Origin of the sequence: Alkalicoccobacillus murimartini (assembly GCF_030813245.1) — a bacterium.
GTDB classification, from domain to species: Bacteria; Bacillota; Bacilli; order Bacillales; family Bacillaceae_D; genus Alkalicoccobacillus; species Alkalicoccobacillus murimartini.
This window is the reverse complement of the sequence record NZ_JAUSUA010000007.1, coordinates 129347-146465: the sequence shown is the minus strand read 5'-3', so window position 1 is coordinate 146465 and position 17119 is coordinate 129347. Positions and strand designations below refer to the sequence as shown.

Below are 17119 nucleotides of genomic sequence, written 5' to 3'. Positions count from 1 at the left end.
GCCACCGGAGTAACAGGAGCGACAGGAGTAACCGGAGCAACAGGAGTAACCGGAGCGACAGGAGTAACCGGAGCAACAGGGGCGACAGGAGCAACAGGAGCAACAGGAGTAACAGGTCCGACAGGAGCAACAGGAGCAACAGGAGTAACCGGAGCCACCGGAGTAACCGGAGCCACCGGGGCGACAGGAGCAACAGGAGCGACAGGAGTAACCGGGGCAACAGGAGCCACCGGAGTAACAGGAGCCACCGGAGTAACAGGAGCAACAGGAGCCACCGGAGTAACAGGAGCAACAGGAGCCACCGGAGTAACAGGAGCAACAGGAGTAACAGGAGCGACAGGAGTAACCGGAGCGACAGGAGTAACCGGAGCAACAGGAGCAACAGGGGCGACAGGAGCAACCGGAGCAACAGGAGTAACAGGTCCGACAGGAGCAACAGGAGCAACAGGAGCAACAGGAGCAACAGGAGCAACAGGAGCAACAGGAGCAACAGGAGTAACCGGAGCCACCGGAGTAACAGGAGCCACCGGGGCAACAGGAGCAACAGGGCCAACGGGAGCCACCGGAGTAACAGGAGCAACAGGAGTAACCGGAGCGACCGGAGTAACCGGAGCAACAGGAGCAACAGGAGCAACGGGAGTAACAGGAGCAACGGGAGCGACAGGGGCAACGGGAGCGACCGGAGCAACAGGAGTAACCGGAGCAACAGGAGCAACGGGAGTAACAGGAGCCACAGGTCCAACGGGAGTAACCGGAGCAACAGGAGTAACCGGAGCAACAGGAGTAACGGGAGTAACAGGAGTAACCGGAGCAACAGGAGTAACCGGAGCAACCGGAGCGACAGGTCCAACGGGAGTAACCGGAGCCACAGGAGTAACCGGTCCAACAGGAGCAACGGGAGCCACCGGAGCGACAGGTCCAACAGGAGTAACCGGAGCCACAGGAGTAACCGGTCCAACAGGAGCAACGGGGTCAACAGGAGCCACCGGAGCCACCGGAGTAACGGGAGTAACCGGAGCGACAGGAGCGACCGGAGCAACAGGGCCAACCGGAGTAACGGGAGTAACCGGAGTAACGGGAGTAACCGGAGCAACAGGAGCAACGGGAGTAACAGGAGCAACGGGAGTAACAGGAGCCACCGGAGCCACCGGAGCAACGGGAGTAACCGGAGCAACGGGAGCGACAGGTCCAACGGGAGCCACAGGAGTAACGGGAGTAACAGGAGCCACCGGAGCAACGGGAGTAACAGGAGCCACAGGAGTAACCGGTCCAACAGGAGCAACGGGAGCAACGGGAGCGACAGGTCCAACAGGAGTAACCGGAGCCACAGGAGTAACCGGTCCAACAGGAGCAACGGGGTCAACAGGAGCCACCGGAGCCACCGGAGCAACAGGAGCAACGGGAGCGACAGGGCCAACGGGAGCAACAGGGCCAACAGGGCCAACAGGGCCAACAGGAGCAACGGGTCCAACGGGAGTAACCGGCCCAACAGGTCCAACCGGTGCCACTGGAACGACGGGACCTAACGTTACAGCAACTTCTGGTTACGCAGGAAATAATGCAGGTGCTGTTATTGCGGTCATTTTATTAGGTACACTTGTCCCATTACCAAGTCTTCAACTTTTATCTGGTATCACTTCTAACGGAGCAGGTACAATTTTTACAGTGTCTCAAGCCGGCAGATATCAAGTGAGCTATACAATTAGAACGACAGTCGCTTTACTGCTCAATTCGCGTGTTCTTTTAAATGGAGTGCAAGTGGATCCTTCTGTTGTTGCGCCAGGTTTGACTACAAATTTATATACAACGCAATTTATTATTGATATACCAGCAGGAGCTACTTTGAGTGTACAACTATATGGACTTCTTGGAGCGGCCACATTGCAGCCAGGGGTAGGTGCCAATTTAAATATTGTTCGTTTATCGTAATGATTCGGAAACAGCTTCTCTTTCTAGAGAGGCTGTTTTTTTCTCACGAAGAGCCTTCATTCTCATAGTATACAGATAGAAGGTGAGATTTTAGAATGGAGTGAGTGAATATGATTACGATTAGTTTATGTATGATTGTTAAAAATGAAGAAAAGCTATTAGGTCGTTGTCTTGATACAGTTAAGCATATTGTAGATGAAATAAATATTTTAGATACAGGTTCAACGGATGGGACAGAAGATTTGGCTCGTACGTATACGGATCGTGTTTTTTTCTATAAATGGACGAACAGCTATGCTGCAGCAAGAAATGAAGCCTTTAAACATGCAACAAAAGAATATATCCTCTATTTGGATGCTGATGATGTGCTTCTTGAGGAAGATCAAGAGAAGCTACTTAAGTTAAAAGAAACTCTTGATCCATCCGTTGATTCTGTCTCGATGTATTATGATAATGGTGTTGATGAGGATGGAAATGTAGCGCTTAGATATAGAAGGAATCGACTTGTCAAAAGATCAAAGAATTTTTTGTGGGGTGGCGATGCCCATGAATACCTTAATGTATTTGGGACCATCATTAATTCTGATATTTCCATTACACATAAAAAAGAATACACGCCTGAAAAAGTCAGTAGTAATATAGGGGTCATTTACTCCATCTTTCAACAAAAAGAAGAAGATGGAGAAGAATTTACAGCTAGGGACTATTTCTATTATGGAAATGAACTAAGAGAAAAAGGGAAATATGAAAAGTCAATTGAACAATATAATTTGCACATAGAAAAAGGTGACGGGTGGATTGAAGATACATTCCATGCGTGTATTGGAAAAGCGGATTGTTATCGCGCTCTTCAACAACCAGAAGAAGAATTAAAGGCACTATTCCAGTCTTTTCTGTACACAAGAACGCCAAGGCCAGAAGCCTGCTCAAGACTTGGGTATAATTATCAAACTAGAGAATTTTATCTAGATGCAATTTTTTGGTATGAACTCTCAGCTAATACAAAACCGGATCCGAATCAATGGAGTTTTAGTTATCCCGCCTATTCAACTTGGTATCCGAATCTTCAGCTTTGTGTTTGTTACTATCGAACAGGTGATAAGCAAAAATCGTACGAAAAAAATGAACTCGCCCGTGAATACCGTCCAAAAGACACAACCATTTTGGCGAATAAAAAGCTTTTGGAATCAGAATTAGGTCTAGAGAAGTAAAAAAAATAGGGTAGTACTTAAGAGAGCGAATAAAAACGTTCTCTTTTTTGTGGTTATTTTTAACATCATTTGCTTGGAATATGGGTATAGGTGTATGATGAAAATTCAGTGTAAAGGGAGGAAGAGAAATGAATTCGATAATCGAATGGATTGATACATTAAATGGCTTTGTTTATACGTACATACTAATTATTTTGTTAGTTGGAGTGGGGTTATATTTTACTGTAAAAACAAACTTTATTCAATTTAGAATGTTCCCTGAGATGTTTAGGGTTATAACAGAAAAGTCTGAAACGGAGAACGGTGTTTCTGCATTCCAAGCTTTTTCTATAAGTGCGGCTTCAAGAGTAGGAGCAGCAAATATAGCGGGTGTCGCAATGGCTATTGCAGCCGGCGGGCCTGGTGCAGTTTTTTGGATGTGGGTTGTCGCTATTATAGGAATGGCGACTGGATTAATTGAAAGTTTGCTTGCTCAAATTTATAAGGTGAAGGATGGAGATAACTTTAGGGGAGGACCAGCTTATTATATTCAAACAGCGCTAGGTAAAAAGTGGCTTGCAGTACTATTTGCAGTACTGATTTCGATTACATTTGGTCTTATTTTTAACTCACTTCAGGCGAATACTCTTGCAAATGCACTAGGTGAAGCTTTTGAATTTAATCCATTAATTGTTGGCGTAATTGTTGCTTTATTAACTGGTGTTATTATCTTTGGCGGAGTACAACGTATTTCTAAAATTACATCGATTATTGTTCCTGTTATGGCAATTTTCTATGTTGCTGTCGTAGGGTTTGTTGTTTTTACAAATATCACATTGGTTCCCTCTGTATTAGGATTAATTGTTACAGAAGCTTTTGGATTTAGAGAAGCAGGTGTAGGTATATTAATAGGTGCGTTAGTTGAAGGTGCTCGTCGTGGGTTATTTTCCAATGAGGCAGGTATGGGTAGTGTACCTCATGCAGCAGCAGCGGCACATGTTAGTCACCCAGTAAAACAGGGATTAGTCCAATCATTAGGTGTTTTCTTTGATACCATAATTATCTGTTCGGCAACTGCTTTTGCCATTCTTTTATCAGATGTCTATAAAAATGGAGCAGAAAATGGTGTTGCTTTAACACAAGCTTCATTAAGTGAGCATTTAGGCAGCTGGGCTGTTGGATTTGTAGCAATTGCTATATTCTTTTTTGCCTTTAGTTCTTTAATAGGTAATTATTATTATGGAGAGTCGAACATTCAATTTATAAAGAATGGAACAATTTGGCTTCAGGCATATAGAATAGCTGTAATGATAATGATAGTAGTTGGCTCCTACATTGAAATTGGTTTGGCCTGGGGACTTGCTGATATCTTTATGGCTGTTACGGCTGCCGTAAACCTTGTTGTGATTCTTCTCATTAGTAAAGTGGCTTTTGCTGCTATAAAAGATTATCAACAGCAACGAAAAGCAGGAAAAGATCCTGTATTCTATCAAAAGAATATCCCTGGTTTAAAGGGAGCAGATACATGGGTAGAAGAGAAGGAATCAGATAAATAAAAGTTTAAAGCCATTCGCTTATATAAGCGAATGGCTTTAGTATTTACAATGACTTTAAACGATGAATGATTTCGTTTGTTACCTCTTCAGTCGAATGCTTGCCACCGATGTCTGCTGTCATGATTCCAGCAGTTGTTGTTTCCTCAATTACATCTAATAATTTTGCGCCAAGCTCTATCTCTCCAAAATGATCAAGCATCATTTTGGCTGTCCATATTTGACCGATTGGATTAGCTAAACCTTTTCCAACAATGTCTGGAGCAGAGCCGTGAACGGGCTCAAACATGGAAGGATACTTGCCGTTCACATTAATATTTGCAGCCGGGGCAATACCGATACTTCCCATAATTGCAGCTCCGACATCTGTTAGAATATCACCAAATAAATTACTTGCAACAATTACATCAAACCGTTCTGGTTGCGTTACAAAAAAGGCAGCGAGCGCATCAATATGCTGAGAGTCTGTTTGGATCGAAGGATAATCCGTTGAAACCTCTTTAAAGACATCATCCCAGAATGGCATCGAGTAAACAATGCCATTTGATTTAGTTGCGCTGGTAACGTGTTGACGGCGTTTTCCTGCTAATTCAAATGCAAAACGCATCGCACGTTCGGTCGCTTTACGAGAGAATACGGCATTTTGTATAGCCACTTCATCTTCACCTTGATGGATTTTTCCTCCTATCGAACTATATTCACCTTCACTATTTTCTCTGACAACTAATAAGTCAAAATCTTTTGGATTGGCTAAAGGGGATGTTACTCCTTTTAATAACTTAGCTGGGCGCATATTAATGGATTGTTCAAACTCTCGACGAATTTTTATGAGTAGTCCCCACAATGAGATATGGTCAGGCACAAGGTTAAGGTCACCGACTGCTCCTAAAAAGATGGCATCAAAAGGTTTCAGCTGATCGAGCCCATTCTCAGGCATCATTGAACCATGCTCAAGATAATAGTTGCAGCTCCAAGGAAATGAGGTAAATTCAAATGCAAGACCACCATGGATATCAGCAATTGTTTTTAAGACCTGTTCCCCAGATGGAACGACCTCATGTCCAACTCCATCCCCTGGAATGGAGGCTATGTTCAATTTTTTCATCATGACTCACTCCTCTTTACGAATTTTAGTCGACAGTCGACTGTTTGTTACAAAAACAATTCATTTCGTCAGATTCTTGTACATGTTTCTTTGATTGGGTATGATTGTATAGTAAACAATAGGTGCAATTCTAGGTTACATGATATCCAAGAAACTTTCAAGAAAGCGTTATCTTATTTTAGGAGGGAATTGATACAGTTGCCAGACCATTCATTACAAAAACCAATTCCTTATTATGAACAATTTTATCATTCAATTAAAAAGATGATCTTTTCAGGTGAATTCAAGCCAGGCGATCGAATCAATGAAACGCAACTAGCTAAGTCCTTTAATGTTAGTAAAAGTCCGGTTAGAGAAGCGATCCGTGTGCTAGAACGAGAAGGGTTGTTGTATGTAGATGATAAATCTAAGGTTCGTGTCTATCAGCCGACACAAAAGGATGTAAGAGAAATTTATCAATGTCGTCAGGCGCTTGAGCCATTTGCTGTAGCGTTAACGGCTGAACTCGGGAGTGATTCTCAGTTTGAGAATCTTGAGCAATTACTTTTAGATACAGCTGTTGCAATAGAAAAGGAAGAGCCTGCAGAATATATCATTAAACTCAATGAAACGTTTCATCAAAAGCTTTTTACATATTGTCAAAACACTCGACTTCAAAAACAAATAGAGGATTTACATTCAATCATTTATCTATTTCGAGTCTACAATTTTACAGGTTTAGACCGGGCAAAGGCAATTCTATCGCAGCATGAAATTGTCTATACATTTGTGAAGGATCGAGATTCTCAAAGAGCGTCAGAAGCGATGTTTAATCATTTGCAAAGCGATTTAGAGCATCTGTTAACCATTTTGAATTAGCCTAAGTAAAAAAAAAGAGAGAGGATGTTTCTTGATGAAAAAAATTGTTATTGCTCCCGATTCTTTTAAGGAAAGTTTTTCAGCTATGGAAGCTGCAACAGCAATAGAAAAAGGGTTTAAAGAGGTTTTCCCAGAGGCTGACTATATAAAAATTCCTATGGCTGATGGAGGAGAAGGCACCGTTGAATCATTAGCTGAAGCACTGCGAGGTGAACTTAGGCATGTAACCGTAACGGGACCTTTAGGAACACCTGTTGAAGCTGTTTATGCTTTATCAAAAGAAGAGGGCGTTGCTGTTATTGAAATGGCCTCTGCATCTGGTCTTCATCATGTTCCATTAGATCAACGAAATCCTCTAATCACAACGACATATGGTACGGGAGAGTTAATTGCGGATGCTCTAAAAGAGGGAGCCAAACGAATTATCCTTGGTTTAGGAGGAAGCTCAACCAATGATGGGGGAGCTGGTATGGCACAAGCTTTGGGCATAAGATTGCTTGATTCCAATGGTCAAGATCTTGAATATGGAGGAGGCTCCCTACATACGTTAGCAACCATTAAAACGGAACGGTTGCACCCGCTTTTATCTGCTGCGTCCATTGAAGTTGCTTCAGATGTGGACAACCCTTTACTTGGTGAAAATGGAGCTACGGCTATTTATGGTCCGCAAAAAGGAGCAACTACACCTGAAATACGAGAGAAGCTAGAGCGTGGTCTTACGCACTATGCAGCTGTTGTAGAAAGGCAGTTAGGGATCGATATTTGTCATACGCCTGGAGCAGGAGCAGCTGGAGGACTAGGTGCTGGTCTCTTAGCCTTTCTTAATCCGCGGTTAGCATCTGGTATAACTTTGGTCCTGGAACTGACGGATTTTGAAACAAAAGTAAAGGGTGCAGATCTTGTCATAACAGGTGAGGGAAGACTCGATCATCAATCCATCTTTGGGAAGACGCCGATTGGTGTAGCTAAAGCAGCGAAAAAAACAGGAGTACCCGTTATTGCGGTTGCAGGGCAGCTTGGTAAAGAATATCAAGTCATTTTTAAGCATGGCATTGATGCTGCATATTCTCTTGTACCGGGAGCTGTCCCACTCGAAGACGCCATGACTAATGGACTGGTATATCTTGAAGAGTTAGCTCGTAATATCGCTGTGACTTGGAAGCTTGGTAACAAAGAATAGTGTATTTAAAAAGCCAGAATCCCTTATTAAAAGGGGTTCTGGCTTTTTTTATTCGAAAGACCATTCTGAGTAAAATTGTTCAAGAAAAGTTCTCATGTACTCAGCTCTTTGATCTGCTAATACCCTACCTTGAGTCGTATTCATTCGTTCTGGAAGCTTAAGCAGTTTTTCGTAAAAATGTTGAATAGCACTAGACTGCCCGTGACGGTATTCCTCAATACTCATGTTTTCACGAACACGGAGTGTAGGATCGTACATAGATTGTTTTTTGTGACCGGAGTATGTAAAGGTTCTGGCGATTCCAATGGCACCGAGTGCATCAAGGCGATCTGCGTCCTGAACGATCTGTCCTTCTAAGGTCCGCATGGGGTCACCCTTACCTGCTTTAAAGGACATTGTAGTAATAATTGAAAGGATGTGTTTGGTATCTTCAGGTGAAACGTCATGATCCTCAAGCCAATTTGTGATGGAAGCAAGGCCAGCTTCTTCACTCTCTACTACTTTGTCGTCTGCTAAATCATGCATAAGGCAGGCAAGAATAATCACATTCATATTTACTTCTGCATCAATTGAAAGGTGCTTCGCTAATGTCGTGACCCTTTTTATATGGTACCAATCATGACCTGTTGTATCATGAGATAGCTGTTCCTGGACCCATTGTTCAGTTAACTTAATGATCGATTCATTCATCTAGTCGTCACCTCGTTTCGTGTAAGTGGAGCTGTTCTTCTACTCATTTCTCGGACGAAACGGGACCGTTGAGCACGTTTGCCACGATACATCATAGGTACAGAGATTGCTAGGTGTTGTTCAGCACGTGTCATGGCAACATACATGAGTCTTCTTTCCTCTTCAAGAGGCTGATCATCGCCATCTCGCCAAGCTTCTAATGCATAGTCATGAGGCATGGATCCTTCAACCGCGCCAAGTATATACACCGTTTTAAATTCCAGTCCTTTTGAACGATGGATAGTCATGAGTTGCACAGCATTGGATTCAATGGGTTGCTTCTTTTTTTCATCCTGCTTCGCAATAATATGATTTACATGCTGTAAAAAAGATTCGATGGTGTTGTGTTGTCTTGCCGAGACTTTGAGACGTGCGAGATCATCGCTGCCTTTATCCATTTTATTTCCTTCATTACCTTGTTTCTTTAGATAGTCTTTGAAACCAAGCTCCTTTTCAATCATACCAAGGGCGGTCTCAGGTGAGGCTGTACGAATCTCTTTGCAATGATTTGGCAGCTCCTCCAGCTTTTTAAGCTGAAAGGGTTTCAAACCATCGAGATGCTTTAATGCTTCTAATAAGGAGCAATCATGTAAGATGCTCATTCTTTTAATGTCTGTTAGTCTTTCTTGTTTTAAGAATAAGGCACCAATGAGATCGGTCATTGCCTCTGTGTCATCGGGATGCTGACTAATTCGTAGATACGAAAGAGCTTTCCTAACAACTTTTCGTTTGTAAAAAGAGTCTCCGTCCTGCTCAACTACAAAAGGGATGCTTGATTGAATAAGCCTCTCAAAAAGCGCCATAGAGTGAACGTTGGTTCGATACAAGATGGCGAAATCTGAGGGAGTGGCGCCATTCTCAATGCGCTCCTTTATATCCGTTACAATCATTGTTGCTTCCTCTTCTTCATCATAAGGGAAAAAGAGAAAAGGGACCGTATCAGACGTAGATTGGGCCTGAAGCTGTTTGCTAACTCTCTGCTTGTTACTTGTCACTACATTGTTAGCAACGGATACGATTGGATGCGACGAACGATAATTTTGATTAAGGATAATTGTTTGCCCTTCTGGATACAAAGATGAGAAGGAGCGTAAATAATCAGGGTCACTGCCACGGAACGCATAAATAGACTGGTCGTCATCTCCTACCACACATAGATTACGTTGAGGCTCACAGAGAAGTTGAATCAGTTTGAATTGAATTTTGTTGATATCCTGGAATTCATCAACGGACACATAAGAGAATCGTTTTTGGTACCGTTCAAGTAATACTGGATTGCTTAGTAACAGCTCGTAACAGCCAGTCAGCATATCATCAAAGTCAAAAGCAGAACGACTTATTCTAATCTCTTCATAACGCCGATACAGATATGCGCAACGTTCCTCCCAAATATCAGCAGGCTTCACATCCTTGGGTGTGATTAAGTGGTTTTTCCACCAGCTGATTTGTGTAAGTGCTTGGTCATAAGCGAACTCTTTCTCTTCTAAATCCATTTCACGACCAGCTTCTTTTAACATCTGCGATCGTTGCCACTCTTTAAGCAAAAAACGGCTATCCCAGGTTTCAGGTTCATGATGAATCAACATTTTGTAAAAGATACTATGGAACGTCCCAATCATTAATTTCTGTAAGGTACGTTTGTCAATGCCTGGATAGATTTTCATGCGTTCCTTCATTTCTTTTGCAGCCTTTGCTGTGAAGGTAACAAGAATCATTTCCTGTGGAGGGATTCCTTCATTTACGAGCATATATGCCGCACGGCTCGTTAAGACTCGAGTCTTGCCACTGCCGGCCCCAGCCACTAACAAAAGAGGACCTTCTGTTTTTGTGACAGCTCGCCACTGAGAGGAATCTAGAATGATCCCAGATTGCTCAAGCAACCCCCGGTATGCATTAGTATCTTCTGCAGCAGGAGCAGGTGTACGAATGAATTCTGGAAAAGCACGAATTTGTTCGGGCTCCTTCCAAGAAAGAACGGGTTCTGTTGATGCCTGAGATTCGATCGAGCGACCCTTTGGGAGAACAAATCCACCAACACTTGTCCCTGCGGATTCAGGTTGAGGTTTCTCCTTTGGAGCCTTTGCTTGTTCAAGCTGCTCTACCTGTTTAGCACAATCAAACAGGGATCTTGGATGCTCAAAGAAAGGAGCCTGTTGGATACTCATTTGCATACGTACGGGCTCCTGACAATGTGCACAGGTAACTTCCCCGCGCTTGCAAGCTTGATAGATTCGCTGCCACTCACTTCGGTCTACGACAGTTAAATTTGTTAATTTATGTTGATAAAATGCGATTTGCATATAGATAACATCCTTTGCGACAATCACTCTAACACTTTAAAAAGATACTATTAATCGTAGCAAATTTACAGAAGAAAGGGGAGGTTTATTTCTTAAATAAAGGATACGGCTTTTATGTTCCATGCACACTAAGCCATAGGGAAAAAATTAAGAGAGAGAGGAAGCTTATTATGAAAGGGTTGAATAGAGGACAATGCGAACTATGTTTGCGTGAAGAAGTGGAGAGAACCGTTCATCATCTTATTCCGAGGCAGAAAGGAGGAGCTCATCTAGAGAAGGCTATGCTCTGTATTCCTTGTCATAAGCAAATTCATGCCCTCTATAGTAATGCTGAATTGGCATTAAGGTTATCAAGCATTGAGCAGCTTCAAAGGGACGAGGCCATTCGGCGGTTTATCAAATGGATACGCAAACAACCGTCACAAACCATTCCCAAGACAAGAAAATCAAAATAGACGAGCACAGCCCTCATCAGGTGTACTCGTCTGTGTTGATACTGGGCTAGCTGGATTCGAACCAACGATAACGAAGTCAAAGTCCGTTGCCTTACCACTTGGCTATAGCCCATTTGTTTATAAAAAAAGTATGTCCTGATGATATTTTTTTATGCGTGCAGGAAAAAATACTGGGGCTGTCGAATGGTAGAAAATAGTCTGTTATGGAAAGAAGGTGGATTATTGTACGAAATTGATGTAGAAAGTAGCCGTTTAATTGAAGATGCCATTCACAAACAGGTAACGGATATCCATTTTGTTCCTCAAAAAGAAAATTGCTCGATTCAATACCGTATTCTTGGCCAGATGAATGAACAAAGGAGAATGACTCATCACGTTGCAGAGCGATTAATTAGTCATTTTAAGTACATGTCTGGTATGGATATAGGTGAAAGACGCAAGCCTCAAAGTACGGCGATGACCGTTCAAACGAAACAGGGCCTCTATTCCCTACGATTATCCACTTTGCCCGCTCAAAATATGGAAAGCTTAGCCATACGGCTGCTCCCACAAAAAAAACGAAAGTCCCTACAAGAACTGCCCCTCATTCACACCCAATCATCTAAGCTTCAAGAAATGTCTCATCTACAAAATGGGCTCGTACTCATTTGTGGTCCAACCAGCTCAGGAAAAACGACAACATTATATGCATTGGCTGAAGAAATTTTATGCGATCAAACTCGATCTGTGATTTCAATCGAGGATCCTGTGGAGCGTTCGTTAGACTATGCTGTTCAGTTAGAAGTGAATCACCGCGCAGGTTTAACATTTGAATCAGGGCTCCGCTCTATTCTCCGACATGATCCCGATGTCATCCTTGTAGGTGAAATCCGTGATCAAGAAACAGCGGCTTTGGCGGTTCGAGCATCCTTGACGGGTCATTTAGTATTAGCGAGTATTCATACGACCGATGCTTTTCAAGCTATTTTGCGATTTCAGGAATATGGCTTGTCTAAGGTTGAGCTGGCGGAGGTGTGTAGAATCATTTTTGCACAACGGTTGGTTCGTACGTGCTTTGATCAGCAACAAGCGATTTATGAATACATGGAAGGTGTAGCACTAAAGTCTGCCGTATATTCTAGTAAGAGACCCGTGTATTATCAGCTAAAACAAACAGCTAGAAAAGCATGGGCATTAGGCTATGTATCAGAGCAAGTTATGAAAAGAATGGAGGAGTGGGACTGATCCTTTTCACAAGAAAAACAAAGAAACTAGAGCTAGCTAAACGATTGATTCGGATAGGTCGCTTACTTCAACAAGGTTATCCAATGGAAGCAGCCCTATCTTTTGTCGCATTACATGTGAACGAGCATGATCAAGAACAATTAAAAAATGTTCAAATTGATCTACAGAATGGTATACGGATTCATGAAGCGTTTGAACATCTAAATCTTCCTGCTGATATTCTTTCTTTCATTTATTTTTATGAAGAACAGGGTGAGGTAGCGGAAGGGCTTATTCAGGCAGGCATTGTTTTTGAAGGGAGGGAAAAAACAAAAAGTGAGATTCAGAAGCTCCTTAGGTATCCTTTAGTACTCGGCTGGGCTGGAGTGATGGTGCTTATTATCGTACAGCAATTTATTGTTCCTCACTTTCAAAAGCTTTTTGTGTCGATGGATAGTGACCCCCCAGCATTAACTGCATTTTTCTTTGGTTTCCTCGAAAATCTGCCACTCTTAGCTGTATCCCTTATCATTTTCGTAACAAGCTTATACTTGTATTATCGCATCCGAATCAAACCACTATCAGCCCATGTTAAAATAAATAAACTTCTTAGAATTAAATTTCTTGCTGGATTCACACGAAGAATAGTAACGTATTATTTTTCACTTCAATTTGGCCGTCTTCTCGAAGCGGGTATGTCCATACAGAATGCATTAAGTATTTTTGAGAAACAATCACACCTTCCTTTTTTTCAGCATGAAGCCATGTTGATGAAAGCAGAACTTGAACAGGGTGAATCATTTAATCAAATGTTGTCAAACCGCCATTACTTTTCTAAGGATCTCGCATTTGTTGTGGAAAACGGGAATCGCACAGGATTTATGGCATCAGATTTGCAGAATTATAGCCACATTTTATTTACTGAGTTGGAGGATGCATTAAAAAAGATGTTAACATTGTTGCAACCAATCTTCTTTGTAGGAATGGGAGGATTTATTTTTATCGTTTTTTTATCTGTTATGCTTCCAATGTTTGAAATGATAGGTGCTTTGAGGTAATATAAGTGGGAGGAAAAAACTTTTTTTCTCCCACAAAAACTTTTTTTCGAAAAACCCTTGCTTAATTTTGAGATCCTGTGTTATATTATTAAACGTCGCTGATAGTTATTCAAAACAACGACAGCTTACATAGCAAAACAGTAAGTACCCGAGGGGCCTTAGCTCAGCTGGGAGAGCGCCTGCCTTGCACGCAGGAGGTCAGCGGTTCGATCCCGCTAGGCTCCACTTATATACTTTTTACTCGGAGGAATACCCAAGTCTGGCTGAAGGGATCGGTCTTGAAAACCGACAGGCGGGTCAAACCGCGCGGGGGTTCGAATCCCTCTTCCTCCTCCATTTTTTCTTTAACTTTATAACGTCGCGGGGTGGAGCAACAAGCATCCTCATCGTGTAAAACTACGAGTTGTTTCGACGGATACACTGCGAAGCATAAGCTTGTAGAGGAAGAAATATTCTTCTATGAAAAAGCATCATCTTTAACTTTATAACGTCGCGGGGTGGAGCAGTCTGGTAGCTCGTCGGGCTCATAACCCGAAGGTCGGAGGTTCAAATCCTCCCCCCGCAATTACCTTTTTTCTTTTTTACAGTTGGGCTATAGCCAAGCGGTAAGGCAACGGATTTTGATTCCGTCATTCCCTGGTTCGATCCCAGGTAGCCCAGCCATTTTGCGGAAGTAGTTCAGTGGTAGAACATCACCTTGCCAAGGTGGGGGTCGCGAGTTCGAATCTCGTCTTCCGCTTTTGCTTTTCTATTTCATTAGAGCAAAAGAAATAATGCACTATCTTTTTTACCATGCGGGTGTAGTTTAGTGGTAAAACCTCAGCCTTCCAAGCTGATGATGTGAGTTCGATTCTCATCACCCGCTTTTATAGAGTATGGGCCTGTAGCTCAGCTGGTTAGAGCGCACGCCTGATAAGCGTGAGGTCGGTGGTTCGAGTCCACTCAGGCCCATCATACTCTTCAAAAAGAAAAGAGCTATGCTTTTTATTCTTGGAGAAGTACCCAAGTGGCTGAAGGGGCGCCCCTGCTAAGGGTGTAGGTCGTGTAAGCGGCGCGAGGGTTCAAATCCCTCCTTCTCCGCCATTTTTGAAGGTAAGCAATTGCATATGCGGGTGTGGCGGAATTGGCAGACGCGCTAGATTTAGGATCTAGTGTCTTATGACGTGGGGGTTCAAGTCCCTTCACCCGCATCAAACAAAAACATGACTCTGTGTACAACAGAGTCATGTTTTTTTGTGTTGAAAATATAATGTAGAATTATTTTTTAGAAAAAGCAGGGTTTTTAGAAGATGTTGTCTAATAAAGAGGTATTCCCATTGAAAGGAGGACGACGTGTAAAGTACAGTTTCTCCCCGATAGCCTCTACTATGCCCCGAATCCCTCCATTTCAAAAAGGAGAGGGTCCATTTGAGAAAGTACCTACGTTGTAAGCGAGGATTTACACTTGTTGAAATGTTAGTTGTGTTAATGATTATCTCCATTCTCCTTTTAATTGCCATCCCCAACATGACAAAAAATAATGAAGTAGCAGGTGAAAAGGGGTGTGATGCCACAATCAAGCTTTTACAAGCACAAGTCTCAGTTTATGAACTTGAAGAAGGTAATCCACCAAGCTCAATCGCTGACCTGATTGATGGTAAGTATGCTGATAAAGGCACTTGCCCAGGGGGTGAGACGTTGGAGCTGAATAATGAATTGATCGTAATCAAACCCTCTTGAAGCATGAGCGTGGTTATACGCTTATTGAAACCCTCATAACGCTTTCCCTTCTTTCAATCCTTACACTTCTCCCATTACTTGGTTTTCAGAACATCCGCGAACGACACGAAGCTAACTACATTGCTTGGCAATTAAAACAAGATTATATGATTGCTCAGCACGCAGCAATGTCTAGAGGTGAAATGGTGAGCTTGCGAACTTCATCTAATTCGTATCACATTCGACTATTAAACGGGTCCAGTTATATGCATCGATCTTACGCCACAAGCGATATGAGTATTTGGCCCAGGACACTTACAGGGAACTTCGTTTCTTTTAATAAGAATGGAAATCCTAGATATTCAGGTACTGTTCTCCTTCGGACGCATAATAGAGAGTTTCTATACGTCATTCATTTAGGAAAAGGGAGGATTCGTTATTCTGAAATCTAGAGGTTTCACCTTACTAGAAGTGATGCTGGCGCTTTTGCTGCTTTCGATGGCAACCATATTTGTTCTCCCTATATTTATCGGAATTCACCAGGAAAGAGTAGCTATTAAGCAGCATGAAGAGGCTTTGCTGTTACTTGAAGGCCATGTGCTTACTTATATTCATGGACAACCACTGCCTGAATTAGAACAGTCATCCTATAATCTAGAAACAGATGACCTCCAGGATGGTTCTAAACGATTTTGTTTGACCTGGAAAGGAGCGAATTCTCGCGATAATCAAAGTTGTCTCTACGCTAAGAAATAAACAAGGGTACACCCTTCTTGAGTCGCTCATCGCTTTTAGCGTGACGTTACTCATTGTTAGTCTAGTTCCTCTTGCATTAAAAGCAATGATGTGGTCACCCTTTTTTGGGTACTATTCTAAGATTGAATTAAATATTTTCTCCAATCAACTAGCTGTTGATGTACGTGAAGCAGAAGTAATGATTACGGAAGATAAGCGAGTCTATTTACTAAAAAATGATGAAGAAATTCGATATGAATTAATTTCAGGGTCTATACGGAGATTTGTAGGAAATAGAGGATATGTACCTATGCTCGATTCAGTAGAGTCGTTTTCCTGCTCTGAATTAGAAGGTTTGTTAACTTGTTATACAGAAATGCAAAACGGACTTTCGAACGAGCGTGTTATGAGTAGCATGTATCAAAAGATGGAGAATTTATAATGACTAAGCAAAATGGTTTTGCCTATCCATTAACCCTTCTTATTGTGGCTATCATAACTTTGTCCTGTCTGTATGCCGTTGAATTATATGAAGTGGAAAAAAGATATGTCTATGAGCAAGAAAAATTATTACAGCTAGATAATTTGGTACAAATGGCGATTACAGATTTCCTAGATCAATCGGAGAAAACGGAAGGAATAGAAGAGAAGGTGTATGAGGTAGGCTCCGTTGTTCTTACCTCTAAAAAGCAATCGGATGAGGTTTTTTCTGTTGATATCCGGGCACGAGTTGGTGATACTCATATGCGTCAGGCTAGGATTCGAGTACATGTACCAACAGATCAGTTGATTCATTTTCAAGATATGATTTGATTTAATGATAAGGGATCGGGGCATACTAAGAGGAAAATGTTTTAGGGACGTGCTGTGGATGTCATTACAAGATTTGGTGAAGTTCATTACGCAACAAGCTGTCATTCAATTGGATAAACCCACAACAATGAGAAAAGAAGAAAGAAAGCAAAAAAGATCGGATAAAGCCTCGCTTTCTTTTCGGGCCTTTGGCGTTATACCGATGGCGATTAGCTGGTTTTTAAAACGAAAAAGGTAGTAAGAGTAACAAAAAAATGATTATTTAAATGACGCCGCTTCCAAATTAGCATAAGAGAAGCGGCGAAAGCATTTA

17 protein-coding genes and 10 tRNA genes are annotated in these 17119 nt (G+C 42.2%); 23 read left to right on the top strand and 4 right to left on the bottom strand.

The features are described from left to right. From J2S05_RS18785 to J2S05_RS18775, 3 genes are all read left to right on the top strand, one after another. Nucleotides 1–1929 (top strand): BclA C-terminal domain-containing protein (locus J2S05_RS18785; RefSeq protein ID WP_442320003.1); only part of this gene is annotated, 1929 nt, incomplete at its 5' end. A 110-nt stretch (nucleotides 1930–2039) separates the two neighbouring features. Beyond that, nucleotides 2040–3140 carry a glycosyltransferase family 2 protein gene (locus tag J2S05_RS18780; protein ID WP_306985545.1) on the top strand — a complete coding sequence of 367 codons (1101 nt, stop codon included), beginning with the start codon at nucleotides 2040–2042 and terminating at the stop codon, nucleotides 3138–3140. 128 nt (nucleotides 3141–3268) lie between these two features. Then, nucleotides 3269–4675, top strand: a complete 1407-nt coding sequence (locus tag J2S05_RS18775; RefSeq protein ID WP_306985543.1) for an alanine/glycine:cation symporter family protein — start codon at nucleotides 3269–3271, stop codon at nucleotides 4673–4675. A 43-nt stretch (nucleotides 4676–4718) separates the two neighbouring features. Here the strand turns inward: J2S05_RS18775 and J2S05_RS18770 are convergent, their stop codons facing one another. Next, a complete protein-coding gene (locus tag J2S05_RS18770) occupies nucleotides 4719–5777 on the bottom strand; it encodes a tartrate dehydrogenase (RefSeq protein WP_306985559.1) in 1059 nt (352 codons plus the stop codon). A gap of 198 nt (nucleotides 5778–5975) precedes the next feature. Between J2S05_RS18770 and J2S05_RS18765 the strand changes: the two genes are divergently transcribed. Together J2S05_RS18765 and J2S05_RS18760 are read left to right on the top strand one after the other, a co-directional pair. Beyond that, entirely contained in the window at nucleotides 5976–6635 is a 660-nt protein-coding gene (locus J2S05_RS18765) for a GntR family transcriptional regulator (RefSeq protein WP_306985541.1), read from the top strand. Between the two features lie 34 nt (nucleotides 6636–6669). Next, nucleotides 6670–7815, top strand: a complete 1146-nt coding sequence (locus tag J2S05_RS18760; protein WP_306985539.1) for a glycerate kinase — start codon at nucleotides 6670–6672, stop codon at nucleotides 7813–7815. 48 nt (nucleotides 7816–7863) lie between these two features. Here the strand turns inward: J2S05_RS18760 and J2S05_RS18755 are convergent, their stop codons facing one another. Both J2S05_RS18755 and J2S05_RS18750 read right to left on the bottom strand, forming a co-directional pair. Continuing rightward, nucleotides 7864–8505: an HD domain-containing protein gene (locus J2S05_RS18755; protein WP_306985537.1), complete on the bottom strand. Its 642-nt coding sequence runs from the start codon at nucleotides 8503–8505 to the stop codon at nucleotides 7864–7866. Next, nucleotides 8502–10844, bottom strand: coding sequence for an ATP-dependent helicase (locus J2S05_RS18750; protein ID WP_306985535.1), 2343 nt, complete (start codon nucleotides 10842–10844; stop codon nucleotides 8502–8504). Before J2S05_RS18750 ends, J2S05_RS18755 begins: the two co-directional genes overlap by 4 nt. Nucleotides 10845–11014: 170 nt before the next feature. On the opposite strand from J2S05_RS18750, the gene J2S05_RS18745 reads away from it, so the two are divergent. Further along, entirely contained in the window at nucleotides 11015–11299 is a 285-nt protein-coding gene (locus tag J2S05_RS18745; RefSeq protein WP_306985533.1) for an HNH endonuclease, read from the top strand. Nucleotides 11300–11340: 41 nt separating this feature from the next. On the opposite strand, the gene J2S05_RS18740 is transcribed toward J2S05_RS18745, so the two are convergent. Next, nucleotides 11341–11411 (bottom strand) — tRNA-Gln (locus J2S05_RS18740). A 71-nt stretch (nucleotides 11412–11482) separates the two neighbouring features. On the opposite strand from J2S05_RS18740, the gene comGA reads away from it, so the two are divergent. The 17 genes from comGA (at nucleotide 11483) to J2S05_RS18660 (ending at nucleotide 17044) form a co-directional block, all read left to right on the top strand. Beyond that, on the top strand, nucleotides 11483–12523 hold the full coding sequence (gene comGA, locus J2S05_RS18735) for a competence type IV pilus ATPase ComGA (protein ID WP_306985531.1): 1041 nt from the start codon (nucleotides 11483–11485) through the stop codon (nucleotides 12521–12523). Continuing rightward, nucleotides 12514–13560 (top strand): competence type IV pilus assembly protein ComGB, encoded by a 1047-nt coding sequence (comGB, locus tag J2S05_RS18730; protein WP_306985529.1) that lies wholly within the window; start codon nucleotides 12514–12516, stop codon nucleotides 13558–13560. The genes comGA and comGB overlap by 10 nt, the downstream gene beginning before the upstream one ends. 152 nt (nucleotides 13561–13712) lie before the next feature. Then, nucleotides 13713–13785: transfer RNA gene (locus tag J2S05_RS18725), tRNA-Ala, on the top strand. 18 nt (nucleotides 13786–13803) lie between these two features. Beyond that, nucleotides 13804–13896, top strand: a tRNA-Ser gene (locus J2S05_RS18720). A 155-nt stretch (nucleotides 13897–14051) separates the two neighbouring features. Then, nucleotides 14052–14125: transfer RNA gene (locus J2S05_RS18715), tRNA-Met, on the top strand. A gap of 23 nt (nucleotides 14126–14148) precedes the next feature. Beyond that, nucleotides 14149–14223 (top strand) — tRNA-Gln (locus J2S05_RS18710). 4 nt (nucleotides 14224–14227) lie between these two features. Next, nucleotides 14228–14299, top strand: a tRNA-Gly gene (locus J2S05_RS18705). A gap of 55 nt (nucleotides 14300–14354) precedes the next feature. Further along, nucleotides 14355–14425, top strand: a tRNA-Gly gene (locus tag J2S05_RS18700). A 12-nt stretch (nucleotides 14426–14437) separates the two neighbouring features. Next, nucleotides 14438–14511: transfer RNA gene (locus J2S05_RS18695), tRNA-Ile, on the top strand. Between the two features lie 41 nt (nucleotides 14512–14552). Beyond that, nucleotides 14553–14643 (top strand) — tRNA-Ser (locus tag J2S05_RS18690). 25 nt (nucleotides 14644–14668) lie between these two features. Continuing rightward, a tRNA-Leu gene (locus tag J2S05_RS18685) sits at nucleotides 14669–14750 on the top strand. 262 nt (nucleotides 14751–15012) lie between these two features. Next, entirely contained in the window at nucleotides 15013–15279 is a 267-nt protein-coding gene (gene comGC, locus J2S05_RS18680; protein ID WP_370873662.1) for a competence type IV pilus major pilin ComGC, read from the top strand. Beyond that, complete coding sequence (gene comGD, locus J2S05_RS20495) at nucleotides 15276–15710, top strand: competence type IV pilus minor pilin ComGD (RefSeq protein WP_370873661.1); 435 nt, start codon at nucleotides 15276–15278, stop codon at nucleotides 15708–15710. Before comGC ends, comGD begins: the two co-directional genes overlap by 4 nt. Continuing rightward, entirely contained in the window at nucleotides 15697–16014 is a 318-nt protein-coding gene (locus tag J2S05_RS18675) for a prepilin-type N-terminal cleavage/methylation domain-containing protein (RefSeq protein ID WP_306985557.1), read from the top strand. Before comGD ends, J2S05_RS18675 begins: the two co-directional genes overlap by 14 nt. A gap of 85 nt (nucleotides 16015–16099) precedes the next feature. After that, nucleotides 16100–16435, top strand: coding sequence for a ComGF family competence protein (locus tag J2S05_RS18670; protein ID WP_306985526.1), 336 nt, complete (start codon nucleotides 16100–16102; stop codon nucleotides 16433–16435). Beyond that, entirely contained in the window at nucleotides 16435–16806 is a 372-nt protein-coding gene (gene comGG, locus J2S05_RS18665) for a competence type IV pilus minor pilin ComGG (protein ID WP_306985524.1), read from the top strand. The genes J2S05_RS18670 and comGG overlap by 1 nt, the downstream gene beginning before the upstream one ends. 58 nt (nucleotides 16807–16864) lie before the next feature. After that, nucleotides 16865–17044, top strand: a complete 180-nt coding sequence (locus J2S05_RS18660; RefSeq protein WP_306985522.1) for a YqzE family protein — start codon at nucleotides 16865–16867, stop codon at nucleotides 17042–17044. Nucleotides 17045–17119 lie beyond the last annotated feature (75 nt).